Annotated in this window: 16 protein-coding genes; 12 read left to right on the top strand and 4 right to left on the bottom strand. The window is 41.0% G+C overall.

Going from position 1 to position 17,139, the window contains the following annotated elements; translation table 11 throughout:
* Positions 1–263: 263 nt before the first annotated feature.
* On the bottom strand, positions 264–1,859 hold the full coding sequence (dnaB, locus tag RT138_RS13985; protein WP_313191190.1) for a replicative DNA helicase: 1,596 nt from the start codon (positions 1,857–1,859) through the stop codon (positions 264–266).
* A gap of 485 nt (positions 1,860–2,344) precedes the next feature.
* On the opposite strand from dnaB, the gene RT138_RS13980 reads away from it, so the two are divergent.
* Genes RT138_RS13980 through RT138_RS13970 form a run of 3 tightly spaced genes read left to right on the top strand, consistent with a single transcriptional unit; the run spans position 2,345 to position 4,021 of the window.
* Positions 2,345–3,106, top strand: a complete 762-nt coding sequence (locus tag RT138_RS13980) for an SDR family NAD(P)-dependent oxidoreductase (protein WP_313191189.1) — start codon at positions 2,345–2,347, stop codon at positions 3,104–3,106.
* A gap of 11 nt (positions 3,107–3,117) precedes the next feature.
* A complete protein-coding gene (locus tag RT138_RS13975) occupies positions 3,118–3,567 on the top strand; it encodes a GatB/YqeY domain-containing protein (protein ID WP_185214024.1) in 450 nt (149 codons plus the stop codon).
* A gap of 7 nt (positions 3,568–3,574) precedes the next feature.
* Positions 3,575–4,021, top strand: a complete 447-nt coding sequence (locus RT138_RS13970) for a GNAT family N-acetyltransferase (protein ID WP_313191188.1) — start codon at positions 3,575–3,577, stop codon at positions 4,019–4,021.
* Between the two features lie 219 nt (positions 4,022–4,240).
* Here RT138_RS13970 and RT138_RS13965 read toward each other — a convergent pair whose 3' ends face one another.
* Together RT138_RS13965 and RT138_RS13960 are read right to left on the bottom strand one after the other, a co-directional pair.
* The gene (locus tag RT138_RS13965) at positions 4,241–5,206 is read right to left on the bottom strand and encodes a GNAT family N-acetyltransferase (RefSeq protein WP_313191187.1); all 966 of its coding nucleotides are present in this window, start codon (positions 5,204–5,206) and stop codon (positions 4,241–4,243) included.
* 6 nt (positions 5,207–5,212) lie between these two features.
* Positions 5,213–6,043: a 1-acyl-sn-glycerol-3-phosphate acyltransferase gene (locus RT138_RS13960; protein ID WP_313191186.1), complete on the bottom strand. Its 831-nt coding sequence runs from the start codon at positions 6,041–6,043 to the stop codon at positions 5,213–5,215.
* Between the two features lie 176 nt (positions 6,044–6,219).
* On the opposite strand from RT138_RS13960, the gene RT138_RS13955 reads away from it, so the two are divergent.
* From RT138_RS13955 to RT138_RS13925, 7 genes are all read left to right on the top strand, one after another.
* Entirely contained in the window at positions 6,220–6,882 is a 663-nt protein-coding gene (locus RT138_RS13955; protein WP_185214028.1) for a CBS domain-containing protein, read from the top strand.
* 42 nt (positions 6,883–6,924) lie between these two features.
* Positions 6,925–7,818, top strand: a complete 894-nt coding sequence (locus RT138_RS13950; protein WP_308214528.1) for an NAD kinase — start codon at positions 6,925–6,927, stop codon at positions 7,816–7,818.
* Positions 7,819–7,921: 103 nt separating this feature from the next.
* Positions 7,922–8,149 (top strand): hypothetical protein, encoded by a 228-nt coding sequence (locus RT138_RS13945; RefSeq protein WP_313191185.1) that lies wholly within the window; start codon positions 7,922–7,924, stop codon positions 8,147–8,149.
* Positions 8,149–8,886 carry an isoprenyl transferase gene (locus RT138_RS13940; protein WP_185214029.1) on the top strand — a complete coding sequence of 246 codons (738 nt, stop codon included), beginning with the start codon at positions 8,149–8,151 and terminating at the stop codon, positions 8,884–8,886. The genes RT138_RS13945 and RT138_RS13940 overlap by 1 nt, the downstream gene beginning before the upstream one ends.
* Before the next feature lie 120 nt (positions 8,887–9,006).
* Positions 9,007–11,580, top strand: a complete 2,574-nt coding sequence (gene bamA / locus RT138_RS13935) for an outer membrane protein assembly factor BamA (RefSeq protein ID WP_313191184.1) — start codon at positions 9,007–9,009, stop codon at positions 11,578–11,580.
* Positions 11,581–11,637: 57 nt separating this feature from the next.
* Entirely contained in the window at positions 11,638–12,171 is a 534-nt protein-coding gene (locus tag RT138_RS13930; RefSeq protein ID WP_185217602.1) for an OmpH family outer membrane protein, read from the top strand.
* A gap of 96 nt (positions 12,172–12,267) precedes the next feature.
* Entirely contained in the window at positions 12,268–12,834 is a 567-nt protein-coding gene (locus RT138_RS13925; RefSeq protein ID WP_313191183.1) for an OmpH family outer membrane protein, read from the top strand.
* Between the two features lie 88 nt (positions 12,835–12,922).
* Here RT138_RS13925 and RT138_RS13920 read toward each other — a convergent pair whose 3' ends face one another.
* Entirely contained in the window at positions 12,923–14,614 is a 1,692-nt protein-coding gene (locus tag RT138_RS13920) for a GMC family oxidoreductase (protein ID WP_313191182.1), read from the bottom strand.
* Between the two features lie 291 nt (positions 14,615–14,905).
* Here RT138_RS13920 and RT138_RS13915 point away from each other — a divergent pair, with 291 nt between their 5' ends.
* Positions 14,906–16,201 carry a (Fe-S)-binding protein gene (locus RT138_RS13915; protein ID WP_313191181.1) on the top strand — a complete coding sequence of 432 codons (1,296 nt, stop codon included), beginning with the start codon at positions 14,906–14,908 and terminating at the stop codon, positions 16,199–16,201.
* Between the two features lie 11 nt (positions 16,202–16,212).
* The gene (locus tag RT138_RS13910) at positions 16,213–17,007 is read left to right on the top strand and encodes a (Fe-S)-binding protein (protein ID WP_185214035.1); all 795 of its coding nucleotides are present in this window, start codon (positions 16,213–16,215) and stop codon (positions 17,005–17,007) included.
* Positions 17,008–17,139: the final 132 nt, after the last annotated feature.

The following is a 17,139-nucleotide window of genomic DNA, read 5'->3' as shown; positions in this document are numbered from 1 at the left end:
TGGAGCAGATTGAATCCGTCCGCCTCACACATTTGAACCAGGATTAAAGGGATGCGAGGATAGACCAAGATCACACCGGAAAGGCAAGAGAGTTCGTAGGCGTATCGCAACCACCCGCCTTATACAGGCCATCAATATATACCCATTTTGGGATATGATATTATTCAATTTTTCACCAAAAAAAAAGCACCCTTCCGGGTGCAATATATTTTCTTTTCATGATGCGGGCGTATGCAATATGCCCCTACACTGTTTTTCAAGTTCTAAAACGGTGCATCATCCGGCATATCATTCATTCTAGATGGCATGGTGATACCTCCGCCGAAGTCGCCGAAATTACCTGATGGTTGGATGGCATTGCCCATTCCACCGCCGAAATCATTGAAGCTTCCGCCTTCAGGACCCATTCCGGAGAAATCATCCTCAAGGTCGACGAACTTCACATATTTACCTACGAAGCGTAATGGTACAATACCCGTTTCACCGTTACGGTGTTTGGAGATAATAACCTCACCTACCCCAACTGTGGAACGACCTTCTTCATCTTCCAATAATCCATAGTATTCTGGACGGTAAAGGAACAGTACCATATCGGCATCCTGCTCAATTGATCCAGACTCACGTAAGTCGGATAGCATCGGACGCTTACTGTTACCCGGTCTAGACTCTACCGCACGACTTAACTGCGATAAGGCCAATACTGGGATATTCAATTCTTTTGCAACGGATTTTAAGGCACGTGAAATACTACCGATCTCCTGTTCACGGTTTCCTCCACCTTTACCGTCACCCTTACCATGCATCAGCTGCAGGTAATCGACGATTACCATCTGTATATCATACTGAGCCTTCAGACGTCTGCACTTTGCACGGAATTCAAACACGTTCAATGCTGGCGTATCATCAATAATTAAAGGCGCCTCAGTCAAACGACCGATCCTAGAGTGCAGTTGCTGCCATTCATGGTCGGCTAGGTTTCCTTTTTTCAGTTTCTCCTGTTCAATCTCCGTTTCACCGGCGATCAAACGATTCACCAACTGCACGGATGACATCTCCAAGGAGAATACGGCCACTGCTTTATTATGGTCCACTGCCGCATTTCGCGCTACGGATAATACGAATGCCGTCTTACCCATTGCAGGACGAGCTGCGATAATAACCAAGTCTGAAGGTTGCCATCCGGAGGTCATTCTGTCCAATGCTGTCAGGCCAGAAGGAATACCGGTCAAGCCATCGGTCTTCTCACGCAAGGATTCCAGCGAGGATATAGCCTCACGCATGATATCGTCCATCTTTCTGGAATCTCTTCGCAGGTTGTTTTGGGCAATATCAAAAAGTGATTTCTCCGCATGGTCCAATAGATCGAAGATATCGGATGTTTCATCATAGGATGAATTGATGATTTCCGTAGAAACCTTGATCAATTCACGCTGAATATATTTTTGTGAAATAATACGGGCATGGTATTCAATATTGGCCGCTGATACCACACGGTCTGTCAACTGCGTGATGTAATAGGCACCACCTACCATCTCCAACGCTCCCATTTGACGAAGTTCGGCCACCACGGTCAAGATATCGATCGGAGAAGTCTTCTGGAAGAGGTTATAGATAGCCTGAAAGATTTTCTGATGCGACTCTTTATAGAACGATTCTGGCTTCAGGATATCGATGACTTCACTTAGTGCATTTTTCTCCAACATCAGGGCACCCAACACTGCCTCCTCTAAGTCCAATGCTTGTGGAGGGAGCTTGCCTAATCCGGAGACTAGGTTATTTAAGCTCGTTCTTTTCTTGTTGAAATTTGCACGACTAGGTTGTCCTGACGTACTGTTGTTAAATTCGTTTTCTAAAGACATACTAAAAAATATTTCTCGGCTTGATTCACCCTGTTTTCAAGGATAGGGTAACAAATGTAAGAAAAATAAAAGTCGCCCTACCATCAAGTTTTGAACAGTAAAATTTAGGTGCTTCAACAATCATGCAATAGCAGTTGTAAAACAGGGACTAATAATTAACATCAAATGTGAAGAACCTGTTAATAACTAAATATACGCATTAAAAATCAAGCCTTTACCCGAATGTGGATAAGATGGACCGTTGTGAATAACCTACACGGAAGGGTCATTCAAACAGTTATTTTAGGGCCTTTTGCCCTCTTCAATTCATAGTCAGCGAGTTAAGCTCCTTCAGGTAGTCTTTAAGTTTATGAAAGCATTCCGGGTATCCGTAAATTTTAGTCTTTTGTTGTATATTTGTTATGTATCAAATAACGCATCTACGGAAAATCCAGACCTCGATTCTGGAAAAAAGTATGAAGCCAAGTAAAATAAATTTCAATAAAATGAGGACAGTTTTAATCACGGGAGCCAGCTCTGGAATCGGAGAAGCTTGCGCCCTGGAATTGGCAAAAGAAAATAAATACAGGTTTCTTTTATGTGCCAGAAGAGTTGAAAAACTGGAAGAATTGATCCAAAAAATCAAAACCATCAACCCTAATACCGAAACCCATAGCTTTAAATTGGATGTCCGCAATGCGGAAGAGGTAGAAACCACCCTATCCAACCTTCCAGTGGAATGGAAAAAAGTCGACATCTTGATCAACAATGCTGGACTCAGCCAAGGATTGGATTCCATCCAAGATGGACAGATTGGTGATTGGGACCGCATGATTGACACCAATGTCAAAGGCTTACTGTATGTCAGCAAATATGTCATCCCATTGATGGAAGGCAGTGAACAGGCGCATATCATCAACATGGGATCCATCGCCGGCAAAGAGGTCTATCCCAATGGCAATGTCTATTGCGCAACGAAACATGCCGTCGATGCTTTGACCAAAGCGATGCGCATTGATCTGCTAGCCAAAGGAATCAAGGTCAGCAGTATTGACCCTGGTATGGTAGAAACCGAATTCTCTGAAGTGAGGTTCCATGGAGACAAGGACCGCGCAAAATCAGTTTACAAGGGATTGACTCCACTTTCGGGACAGGACATTGCAGAAATCGTATCTTTCATCCTTTCCAGACCCAAGCATGTCAATATCAACGACCTGTTGGTTATGCCAACCGCTCAGGCAAACGGAACACTAGTTATTAGAAAATAAACAAATCATATATGTCATTAGAAGCAAAAATAACCCAAGATATCAAAGCGGCCATGATCGCAAAGGACAATGTTAGATTACGTGGACTGCGTGCAATCAAAGCGGCAATCTTATTGGCTAACACCGAAAAAGGCCATAGCGAAACATTGACCGAAGACGCCGAAATCAAGGTTTTACAGAAATTAGCAAAACAACGCAAGGAGTCTGCCGAAATCTATCAGCAACAGGACCGTAAGGACCTATATACCATTGAAATCGAAGAATTGGAAGTTATCGAAGAATTCCTTCCCAAACAATTGGACCGTGAGGCCATAGAAAATGTAGTTAAGGGCATTATTGCTGAAACAGGTGCTTCATCGATCAAGGATATGGGTAAGGTCATGGGCGCGGCAAACCAGAAACTTGCCGGTCAAGCTGATGGCAGAACAATTTCTGAAGTCGTAAAATCACTATTAAGCTAATCCATACATGGACTGGAGAACAAAGTCCTTTTCAGAATTAGACGCCCTGGAACTCTACAAGATTTTGCAGCTCCGGATCAATGTCTTTATGCTGGAACAAGATTGTCTTTATCCCGAATGTGATGATAAGGACCTCAAAGGGAAACATCTTTTTGCGATGGACCAAGATACCTGCGTTGCTTATGCCAGGTTATTGCCGCCCGATGTCTCCTATCCGCAATGCAGTTCCATCGGAAGAGTGGTGGTCCATGCTGATTATCGGAAGCATCAATATGGTCAGCTTCTGATGAACCGAGCCATTGAACAGATCAAAAAGGACTATCCAGACCTTCCCATCCGTATAAGTGCACAGGAATACCTGAAACGATTCTATACCGGACTAGGATTCCAGATTGAAAGCGATGTCTATCTGGAGGACAATATTCCCCATTTAGAGATGGCCCTATATCCATAAGACTTAGTGAATTGGACCTCATAAAAAAGCCCTCGATGTTAATCATCGAGGGCTTTCTATATTAATGATATAATTTTATCCAATTTGTCCTGGTATTACCTTCTGCTTTGGCTTTACCCTTGTTCGAGGCATATTCGGAATTTTCAAAATATGTCTCGAATAAAACTAAACTGAGGTCTATAAAAATAGCCAAAAAAAAGGCTTTTTTTATCCATCAAACTATCTTGCCTTTACAGGACGTTGGCCAAAATGCCTATCTCTTTCAAAGGTCGACATATGCCTTTCTTTTTTTGCTGGATAGATATCATCCAAGGTGATCATAATTCCAGTTTCTTCAACTTCTCCAAACTCATTGTTCCTAGCTGTTCCAAAAACACGCATGGTCGGTGAAAGATTCATATAGGTATTGATCAATGGAGGAATATTTTCATCCAGCTCCCTAACTTTAGCATTCAGTACTTTATAGCCTTCCTTATAGTCCAGACCGTCAAAAATACCTTCATGTTTGGAGATATCGGTTTTATAACCTAAATAAAGTTCCTTTACAGGCTCTACCAAATTGTCAGGATCTGGAAAATAATGATTCATGAAGTAGATCAGCAAATCCCTAGCTTCCTGGTTATAATGCGGATACATGGTCACCTTTCCGAACAGATATTTCACATCCGGATTGATCAGGACCAATGCCCCAAGACCATCCCAAAGGTTATCCAAAGAAAAAATTCCCTTTCTATTGTCTATTGCCGGTTGATATTTAGGTTGAACCCAAGAACGCCCCAATTCAATGGTATAAGGCAAGAAATCTTTTTTGAATTTTTCGGAAAAGTCAAAATAATGTGCTGTAGATAGGTGAATTTCACCATCCTCAGCAGTTGCTTGATCACATTTGATCACGCGGTATCCAGCAATGATTTCTTCATCTTCAGGATTCCAAGCGATCAGTTGATCGTAATTATGTTTAGAAGTATCGTTTTCGTCAATATCAAGAGGTAGACCTGTACCGCCACCAGCTCCCCTAAAGGTAAGCTCTCTCAATCTACCAATCTCGCGCATTATATGAGGTGCGGTATGATAGTTCACTAGATACACCTCATTACTGCCGTTATTGGTATAACGAACAAAGGCTTCCTTAGTAAGTTCTTTCTTGATTAGATCTCTATCTACCGGTTGAATTATTTCTTGCATAAATTATTATTTACCATGAGCCATGGCATAAACCATTTCTTTTACTTCAGCTGCCCATTGACGTTCATTCTTACTGGTGTCAAAATGGGTATAGGGAATCTTCTCCCCAATCCTGATGGTTATGTCCTTTCCTCTTTGGGAGAACATCTCATCAGGTAAATATAACATTTCAATATTTGCTTTTAATCCTATTTTGTGTCTTATTCTTGATAGGTTGTAAAAGAAATTCGAGTTGCGTCCTTCAATATAGACAGGAACGATGTCTTTTTTATATTTTTTGGCTTTCGATATAAAACTTTTTTTCCATTCCAGGTCTACGATCTCGCCTTTAATCTTCCTTGAAACAAGTCCAGCAGGGAAAACAAGCAAAGCATGGTCTGATGCATAGGCATTCTCAATTGCAGCTATGGCTGTTTTACTTTGACTACCGACTTTATTTACAGGAACGAATAGGGGTTCGAGGTTGCGGACATTCATCAGAATGTCATTGACCAAAAATTTCACATCTTTTCTGTACTTCCCGATGGCCTGCATAAAAGCTACCCCATCTAAACCACCTAAGGGGTGATTGGAAGCAAAGATGACACTTTCATCTAAAGGAATATGCTCAGCGCCTTCCAAATGTACGTTAACCTTCAGCTCTTTTAATAAGGAGTCTACAAAATCTAATCCCATGTCATCATGATACGTTCTCATGATGTAGTTTATCTCATCTTCGTGGATTGTCTTTGTTAAATAACTCAATAATGGCTTGGGTATCCATTTGGCTAAACCTGGACTTTTCTTTCGTATTACTTCCCTGATTTCAATAAACTTCTCTTGCTTTTGTAAGCTCATATTCTATAATACACTTTTATAAAAGTTTTGTAAAATTACATAATTAGTTTTAAGATGACTAAAACATCTTTTTATTTTATATCAAAATAATATTTTCACTACCTTAGCGATAATCGCATATTTAAACTAAAATTAAACGTTTTGCGTTTATTGTAGTTTAATAAATAAAAGGTTTCATGTATATCGGTGAAAACATATCAACGCTCTATACCGAAGTTCACCCGAACGATACGGTTGCTTTTTCGTTAGATAAAGTCAATGAGCTGCATTTCCATCAACTTCCTGTCGTTAAGGGCAAAGAATACCTCGGGCTTATTACCGAGGAGGACCTGCTATCGGCTGAAGATGAGGAAACTTTGATCAAGGAACTGAAACTTACCTTTCCATTTATCTATCTGTACGATTATCAGCACATCTATGATGCCCTACAATATCTGGAAACCTATCAGTTTGACCTCTTACCTATTGTCAACAAGCAAAAGGAATATGTCGGGGTGATTACGCAGAAGGATCTATTGAGATCGGTGAACCAAACGATCTCCAACCAAGATAAGGGCGCGATCATCGTCCTAGAGATGGAAGATAGGGACAATAGTTTGACCCATGTGGCCCATATCATAGAATCTGAAAACAGCAAGATATTGAATACGGGAATCCGACCGATTGAGAATTCCAGCAAGGTTGAACTGACCATCAAGGTCAACAAAAACAATATTTCCTCAGTCTTGGCCTCTTTATGGAGACATGACTATGTGGTAAAAGCGACCTTCAATGATGGCTCTGATCAGAATGATATCCAAGAAAGATATAATCTTTTAATGAACTATTTGAACATTTAATTCTTAGAATTTTTCATCTTTGCGCAAAATATTATCAAAAGCATGAAAGAGCTGTCCATAGCAGTATACGGTCGAGAGTTTAACCAATCCGTGATTGGATATGTCATTGAACTATTTACCTACCTGCGTGAAAAGAATGTGCAAGTTTACATCCACCAGGATTTCCACAGTTTCCTTAAGCGCTTATGCAAGCTAGATTTTACCTTTAAGAAATTCAAGTCCCATAAAGATCTTCCTGCCGACATTGCCTTTATGCTCAGCTTAGGGGGTGATGGCACCATGCTCTCAGCAGCAACATTGATCAAAGATTCAGGCATTCCATTGGCAGGGATCAATTTCGGCCGTTTGGGATTTTTGGCGAACATCTCCAAAAATCACATGGAGGAAGCATTGGACCAAATCCTTTCCAACAATTATCAGATCCAAAAACGTGCCTTGTTACAGGTAGAGAGTTCGGACGGTACCTTTATAAAGGGGGAGGATTTTGCACTGAACGATATTACGGTTTTTAGGTCGGACTCTTCCGCCATGATTACGGTACATGCAGTTTTGGACAATGAACTGTTGAACTCGTACTGGGCCGATGGTCTGATCATCGCGACTCCTACGGGTTCTACGGCCTATTCCTTAAGCTGCGGCGGCCCCATCATAATGCCTGGCAGTGGGAATTTTGTGATTACCCCAATCTCTCCCCATAATTTAAACGTACGTCCTATCGTGGTGAACGAGAATATGCAATTGCGTTTAGAGATAGAAAGCAGGACAGAGAAATATATATTGAGCTGTGATTCAAAAAGCCATACCTTGAGTACCAAAACCAGCTTATTGATCACCAAGGCACCTTTCAGTATAAACCTTATCCGCTTGGCAAATGACCAATATTTTGGCATCCTGCGCGAAAAATTGCTTTGGGGTATCGATGTCCGAAATTATTAATAGGAGCTTCTATTCACTTTAATTCAATAAAATTTTTATAGGGATAATCTTAAAACCTGTATCTTTACGATAAAATCTGAAACTATTGGGACCAACATTCGAGATGAAAAGCGAATCAATTTTATTTATTAATTCATTTGCAATCATTCCTATCATTAAAAATTTAGGACAAAAACAGCTTGGCCTCCTGATTGGATTACTTAACCTACATCATCAACAGCTTCTAGAATTACGATGCATGATTGGCATTTCTGGATTTCCAGAAAGTCAGGCGGCATGGTCTGGATTAGGGTTGACACAAAACTATTCAAGCATTAATGAAATTATCTAATGAGTTTTAAAGATAAGATAGATAAAAACAGATTACCTCAGCATATTGCCATCATCATGGACGGCAATGGCCGTTGGGCAAAGGAAAAGGGCGAGCTTCGTGTCTTTGGCCATAAAAACGGCGTAACAGCAGTCCGTGAAGCATTGGAGGCCTCTGTTGAGATTGGCCTCAACTATTTGACCTTATATGCCTTTTCCACCGAAAACTGGAACAGACCGCAATTTGAGGTAGATGCCTTGATGGAACTCTTAGTAAACTCATTGAACCAAGAACTACCCACTTTCCAAGAAAACAACATCCGTGTCAACAGTATTGGCCGCATGTCCGACCTACCTGCCCATTGTCAGGTGACGCTTCAATCTACCATTGAACAAACCAAGAACAATACTGGCTGTACATTGACCCTTGCCTTGAGCTATGGATCCCGTCAAGAGATCCTGGATGCGACAAAAACCATCGCTGAAAAAGTTAAAAAAGGTGAAATTTCCGTGGATGACATCAATGAAGAAATGTTTAGCAACAATCTTTATACACATGGTATCCCCGACCCTGACCTATTGATCAGAACCAGCGGTGAAGAGCGCATTAGCAACTATATGTTGTGGCAAATAGCCTACTCTGAGCTGTTTTTCCTCCCTATCATGTGGCCTGAGTTTTCTAGGGAAACTCTATTTGAATGTATTTACCTATATCAAAATAGAGAAAGAAGATTTGGGAAAACTAGTGAACAATTATAAGAAATCATTACTTTTGCAACATTTTAATTTCGACAGGCTTACTGTCAGAAATTCGTAATATTTCTTTTAACAAAAATTAACAAGACTTTGCTGTACTTTAGCAGACATAATAAAAAGTAGATGAAGCGTATAATTAAACTTTCTATTTTACTCACCTTCTTAATTTGCAATTTCGCGCAGGCTCAGATAACAGGAAATAGGCCTTTGAATTTGAACAATCCAGATGACATTACTTATTTGGACCCTAAAAACTATGTTATCGGTGGAGTAACCGTTACTGGAGCACAGTACCTAGACTCCGAAGTCCTCGTCACCATTTCCAAATTATCAGTTGGGCAATACATCGAGGTTCCGAGCGAACAAACATCAAATGTAATCAAGGATTTGATGGCGCAAAACCTATTTGAAGACGTTCAATTATATGCTACCAAAATCCAAGACGAAACGATCTTCCTTGAAATCAGGGTGGTGGAAAGACCACGACTGACCAGGATCGACATCAATGGACTGAGCAAATCGCAAACAGAGGAAGTTCGCAAGCGATTAAATACCAATGCTGGTAAAATTGTCAATGACAACCTCCTATTAACGACCAAAGCCACTATCGAGAAATTCTTAAGGGAAAAATCCTTCCTTTATCCTGATATCAAGATCACGACGAAACCTGACTCTGCACAAGCAAACAACGAAATTGTCGTGGTGGATGTGGAAAGAAACAAAAAGATTAAAGTCAACAGCATTAATTTTACTGGAAATGAAGAATTCAGCAATAAGCAGTTGACTAAATTCATGAAAGGTGTACGTCCTAGAGCATGGTTTAGAGTATTCGGACCAGGGAAGTTCAAGGATGATAAATATGAGGAAGCAAAAACAAACCTAGTTGCCAAAATGCAAGACAAAGGTTTCCGTGATGCTCAAATCTTAAAAGATACCGTAAGACGTCATGACAACAATGAAGTTGCCATCGACATCGATGTATATGAAGGTCCTAAATATTACGTAGGTAATATCTCATGGTCAGGAAACTCAAAATTCAAAGACTCTACCTTAAATATCCTATTGGGTATCCAACACGGTGATGTTTACAGTGAGGAAAAATTGAACTCCAAATTGAGTGGACCAACCAGGAACTCGGATGATATCGCTGCGATTTACCAAAACGACGGTTACTTAACATTCAGTGTTCAACCGGTGATCAAACGTATCTACCAAGATACCATCGATCTGGAAATCCAGATGTTTGAGGGTAAGCAATATACGATCAACAATGTGATCCTGAAAGGTAATGATGTGACGAATGACCGTGTTGTTCTACGTTCTATCTATACCAAGCCAGGACAGAAATATTCGCGTGAGCTATTGGTAAGAAGTGTTCGTGAGATTTCCCAATTAGGGATGTTTGATGAGCAGAAGGTTCAACCTATGCCGACCAACCTAAACTACGAAGAAGGTACGACAGACATTGAATTCTCGGTGGCTGAAAAACCGTCCGATCAGGTTGAGCTATCCGGAGGTTATGGTGCTGGTCAGGTAATCGGTACATTAGGTCTGACCTTTAACAACTTCTCTACCAGCAATTTCTTCAAGAAAGAATCTTGGAAACCACTTCCAAGAGGAGACGGACAGAAATTGAGCATCCGTGGACAGACATCAGGAAAACGCTATCAATCTTATAGTTTCTCCTTTTCAGAGCCTTGGTTAGGTGGTAAGAAACCTATTTACTTTGGTTTGAGTGCCTATATCTCGAATTCACAATTACAACGTTATAACTATTTGGAAAACCGTTATGAGGATTATGAGGGTATCCCTAAAATCCAGATGCACGGTGTGACTGCAACATTGGGTAAACGTCTTCAATGGCCGGACAACTATTTCCAGATCAACAGTTCATTGTCTTACCAACGTTACTTCTTGGATAACTATGGTGGTATCTTCGTATTCTCGGATGGTACAGCCTACAACATCAACTTTACCCAAGAGATCAGCCGTAACTCAATCGATGCACCGATCTATCCTACTTCTGGTTCACATATCAAGTTCTCGGTTCAATTGACGCCTCCATATTCATTATGGAACAACATGAACTACGAAACTGCACCAGACAATGAAAAGTATAAATTCACGGAATACCATAAATGGAAATTTGATTCCCAATGGTATACCAAGATCGCTGGTAAATTGGTATTGAAAGCACAGGCGCAATTTGGTTACTTAGGAAATTACAGCACACAGGCACCAATTTCCCCATTTGAGCGTTTTAAATTAGGTGGTGATGGTATGCAAGGGTTTGACTTCTTACAAGGATCTGAGATCATTGCGATGCGTGGATACGCGAATGGTGCTTTGATTCCAGCCTCTACAGGTAGTAACCAACAGGGTATCGCCATCCAGTCTGGTAGCCCGATTTATGCGAAGTACCAGATTGAATTACGTCACCCGATCATGTTAAATGACCAAGCAACGGTATTTGCCTTGGCATTTGCTGAAGCAGGTAATACTTGGAACAAATTTGATGAAGTAAATCCATTCAAGGTTCGTCGTTCAGTAGGTGTTGGTGCACGTATCTTCTTACCAATCTTCGGTATGTTGGGTATTGACTACGGTCATGCATTGGATCCAATCCCTGGATTGACTACGGATCGCTGGAAACAAAACTTCACATTCAGTATTATCCAAAATATGGGTGGGTTCTAATTAAACTTTTTAATAATTAAATTGTCTTAAACATAGAATTTAAAAAATAATATGTCGATGAAAAGAATAGGAATATTAATCGTGATGTTAACCATGTTGGGTTCAGTTTCGTTTGCCCAGAAATTAGCATATGTAGATTCAGAATATGTCATGAAACATATCCCTGAATATAATTCAGCTCAGAAGCAATTAGATGATCAATCTAAGGTATGGCAAGCTGAGGTTGATAAGCAATACGCAGAAATAGAACGTATGTATCAATCCTATCAAAAGGATCAGGCGAACTTAAATCCAGATATGCGCAGACGCCGCGAGGACGAGATCGTAAATAAGGAAAAGGCCGTAAAGGAATTCCAACGCAGCAAATTTGGTTTCGAAGGGGAACTTTTCAAACAACGTGAAAACTTGATGAAACCTATACAGGCCCGTGTCAGCAAAGCTATCCAAGATGTAGCAGCAGCAGGTCAATTTGATTTCATTATGGATAAAAGAAGTGAAAATGCCTTCCTTTATGCCAATCCAAATTTGGATAAAAGTAACGATGTTATCACGAAATTAGGGTTGAAACCGAATCCTTCTTTAGCGAACTAATAATTTTTATTATAATTGCGAACTAATTTTATTATTTAACATAAAACAAAACAAGAATATCCTTATATCCGAAAATATAAGACTAACAAAAAAAGCATGAAAAATTTATTGAAAAGTGTAGTATTAGCAACAGGAATTTTATTGGCGGGTAACGCAGTAAATGCACAACAAAAAATTGGACATATCAACACAGCTGAAATTGTTCAGTCTACCAATGAGTTCAAAGCTGCTGAAGGTCAAATGCAAACCTTACAAGAGACTAAGCAAAAGGAAATTCAAGGTATGATCAGTGAGTACCAAAAGCAACAAAACAATGCGAACGAGAAATTGAGAAACCGTAGTGAAGCGAACAAAGAAACTGTAGATGCAGAGGTTCAAACTATCGCTAACACTATGCGTGAAATGGAAACTCGTATCCAAAGTGTTCAACAAGCTGCACAAGAAGAAATTGGTAAAAAACAACAAGAATTATACGCTCCTATCGAGCAAAAAGTAATGACTGCTATCAATGCTGTAGCTAAAGAAAAAGGCTATGCATATGTTTTGGACATCTCTTCTGGTAGTGTTCCTTACTTCCAAGGTGGTGACGACTTGACTGCAGACATCAAAACTAAATTAGGTGTTTCTGCAACTGCTGCACCAGCTGCTGCTCCAAAGAAATAATTCCGAAAGCTAAAGGATAAAAAAAAGATCAACCCCTGGGTTGATCTTTTTTTATTTCCATCCGATTGGATCGGGAATAATGATCGGCTTATAGATTTCCTTTTTTCATTTCATCCACGGCAAAATTGGCTGCACGAGCTGTCAAGGCCATGAAGGTCAGGGAAGGATTTTGTGTGCCGGTCGAAGTCATGCTGGCACCATCTGTGACAAAAACATTCTTACAGTCATGTATCTGATTCCATTTGTTCAGAATGGAAGTTTTAGGGTCGTTCCCCATCCTTGCTCCTCCCATTTCATGGATATCTAATCCCGGGTTTTGCTGGCTATTGTGCTGACTGATATTCTTCGCACCGATATAATCCAACATCTCCGAACCTTGATCGAGAAAGTCTTGCATGCTCTTTTGGTCATTATCATCATAGCCAACATTAAAGATGAGCTGCGCCATACCGTATTTATCTTTGAGGTCTGTACTTAAGCGTACATGGTTTTCCGCTTTTGGAATGGTCTCCCCTTGCATCATCATACTGATCCCCCATCCACCTACTTCAGACAGGCTATCTTTAAAGTCTGCCCCTACTTGCATCTCACTACTTCCTCCACGGCCACGATAGGCACCAAAGAAAGAGGCATAACCACGAAGGAAGTCCATTTCCTGTTTCTTCACATTTCTGAAGTTGGGGATAATAGGTTGTGTAGGTCTTCGACCGTAATAATACATATCCTCAAAACCTTCAATGTTCGCGGAAATAGAGCCCAGGTAATTATGGAAAGCGATGTATTTACCAAGTAGACCAGAGTCATTACCTAAACCATTTGGAAACCGCTTGGAGGTGGAGTTCAATAAAATCTGGTTACTGGCGATGGTAGAAGCATTCACAAAAATCACCTTCGCGAAATATTCGGAAGTTTTCTGGGTTTCGGCATCAATAATCCTCACCCCTGTGGCTTTCTGTTGATCCTCACTATAGATAATCGATTCCACGATGGAATTAGGTCTGATGGTTAAATTTCCTGTTTTAGCAGCCCATGGCAAGGTGGATGCATTGGAACTGAAATAACCGCCAAAGGGACATCCCCGTTGACACATGGTCCTGTTCTGGCACTTGGTCCTTCCCTGTGCAATATGGATTGGCTGAGGGTCTGTAATATGGGCACAGCGCCCTGCAATGACCTGCCGGTCCTTGTACTTGCTCGGTAATTTCTTTTGGATCATCTGTTCCACTGCATTTAGTTCAAATGGAGGAAGAAATTCACCATCGGGCATGGCTGCATTGCCATCTCGATTTCCTGAAACTCCAATGAATTTTTCTACGTGGCTATACCAAGGGGCAATATCGGCATATCGAATGGGCCAATCTACAGCAAACCCATCCCTGGCAGGCCCTTCAAAATCATGATCGCTCCATCGCTGCACCTGTCTTGCCCATAACAGCGACTTACCGCCTACATGGTAGCCCCTGATCCAGTCAAAGGGTTTTTCCTGCACATACTCCTGATCCTTGTCCTTGGTAAAAAAATGCATGGCATCCTCATTGAAGGCATAGCATCTGGAGGCAATGGGATTCTCCTGTTTAATTTTCAGCGGCACCCGATTATGATGATCAAATTGCCAAGGATCCATATAAGCGGTAGGATAATCCTTGACATGCTGCACATCAAAACCACGTTCCAAGACCAAGGTCTTGAAGCCTTTTTCACAGAATTCTTTTGCTGCCCATCCTCCGGAAATCCCCGATCCAATGACGATAACATCAAAGCTGTCGTTACTATTTGCCATCTCTTGATTGTTTGTAAGATTTTAGCCTGTATCCAAAATTGCCTGAATGATCAGATATTCACCATCTTTGACACAGGAAGCTTGTTTTTTAAGGTTGATAATAGCTTGCAATATACAAAATGAGGCTTAATTTTCAGGGCTATTTGTTGTATCAATTATTATACTTAACTTGATTTCCAGGCTCTTAATCATTATTGAATCCTGTCAATTATTTTTAATCTTTCTAAATAATTTATTATGCATGCATAGTATAATCTGATTAATTATATTTGTTAACCTAAGTATTAAACTATGATAAGTCAACTCATTTTTGGTATTATCTTACTGGCGGCCCTGTTCTTATTTTACAGGAACGCGAGTAAAATCTATAGAAATATAAAGCTAGGTAAATCAGTTGATCGCATTGACCAACCTGGAGAACGCATCAAGCTTATGCTGTTGGTAGCTTTTGGACAGAAGAAGATGTTCAAGCGACCCATCCCAGCTTTGCTCCATTTATTTGTGTATGTAGGATTTGTCATCATCAATATCGAGATGCTGGAAATCGTGATTGATGGGTTATTTGGTACCCATCGTGTATTCTCAGAAGCATTGGGCGGTCTATATGATTTCCTGATTTTCTCGTTTGAGATCTTGGCATTCTTGGTTTTGATGGGATGTGTGGTCTTTATGATCCGCAGAAATGTACTGAAGGTCAAACGTCTGAACCAAAGTGAACTGGACAATTGGCCAAAAACAGATGCCAACCTGATCCTTACAGCAGAGATCTTATTGATGGCTGCCTTTTTAACGATGAATGCCGCAGATCTAAAATTACAGCTCCTTGCTGTTGATGGCTATCATGCAGTGGGTTCCTTTCCAATCAGCTCTTATTTAGTTGGCATCCTTCCGGATTCGCCGGAGGTATTGATTGGGATAGAAAGATTCTGCTGGTGGTTCCATATCATTGGGGTGTTGGCTTTCCTGAATTACTTACCGATCTCCAAACATTTACATATCCTATTGGCATTCCCCAACACCTATTTCAGCAGATTGGAACCAAAAGGTGAGTTCAACAACATGCCATCTGTGACCGAAGAGGTGAAAGTGATGTTGGATCCTAGCCTCCCTCCCCCTACTGGCGAGCCAAGTCGATTTGGGGTCAAGGATGTTCAGGACCTGACCTGGAAGAATCTTCTGGATGCCTATACCTGTACGGAATGTGGCCGTTGTACATCGGCATGTCCTGCAAATATGACCGGGAAACTGCTGTCTCCGCGAAAGATCATGATGGATACCCGAGACCGTGTTGAAGAGGTTGGAAGGAATATAGACAAGAATGGAAGCTTTGTAGAGGATGGAAAGGCTTTGTTGGACACTTATATCAGCAGAGAGGAGATTTGGGCTTGTACAAGCTGTAATGCCTGTGTGGAGCAATGTCCGGTCAACATCAATCCATTGGAGATTATCATAGGACTAAGGCAGTATGCAGTGATGGAAGAATCACAGGCCCCATCCAGCATCAATAACATGTTCTCTAACTTAGAGAATAACGGTGCGCCGTGGAAATATGCACAGGCAGACCGTGCGAATTGGGCAAATCAATAAAATTAGAAATCATGGAAAATCAATTACATATACCTACAGTTGCAGAATTAGTTGCCAAGGGCGAAAGTCCAGACCTGTTGTTCTGGGTGGGCTGTGCAGGAAGTTTTGACGAACGTGCGCAGCGCATTACCAGGGACATCTGCAAGATCCTCCAACATGTAGGCATCAAATATGCAATTTTAGGGACTGAAGAAAGCTGTACCGGCGATCCGGCAAAGCGTGCAGGAAATGAGTTTTTATTTCAGATGCAGGCAATGATGAACATACAGGTACTCGATGGTTATGAAATCAAAAAGATCGTTACGGCCTGTCCACATTGTTTCAACACGATCAAGAATGAATATCCGAGCCTAGGCGGCCATTACGAAGTGATCCACCATTCGCAGCTGATCCAATCCTTGATCGATGAGGGTAAACTGAGGCCAGCCGATGGCCATGAATTCAAAGGCAAGAAGATCACCTTCCATGACCCTTGTTATCTGGGACGTGGAAATGGGGTATATGAGGCACCTCGTAAAGCATTAGAGGTACTGGATGCTGATCTTGTGGAACTAAAACGCTGTAAATCGAATGGGCTGTGCTGTGGTGCCGGTGGTGCCCAGATGTTCAAGGAACCTGAAAAGGGAAACAAGGATATCAATGTGGAGCGAATTGAAGACGTCATTGAATCCAAAGCGAGCATCGTTGCTGCCGCTTGCCCATTCTGCATGACCATGTTGAGCGATGGAGTCAAAGTAAAAGAAAAAGAACAGGAAATCAAGGTATTGGATATTGCTGAGATTACGGCAAAAGCCAATAACCTGTAGAGATAAACATAATGCTCCAGTATTAAGGCCTAAAAAATCCCTTTTGTTGATAATCAAAGGGGATTTTTTTATTGCCATAAATTTAGGGCTAAAAAAAAGAAGCTATCTAAGCTAGATAACTTCTTTAATAAT

Origin of the sequence: Sphingobacterium sp., from assembly GCF_032065005.1 — a bacterium.
Classification (GTDB): Bacteria; Bacteroidota; Bacteroidia; order Sphingobacteriales; family Sphingobacteriaceae; genus Sphingobacterium.
Note: the sequence above shows the minus strand (reverse complement) of the source record. Positions and strands in the feature narration are given on the sequence as shown.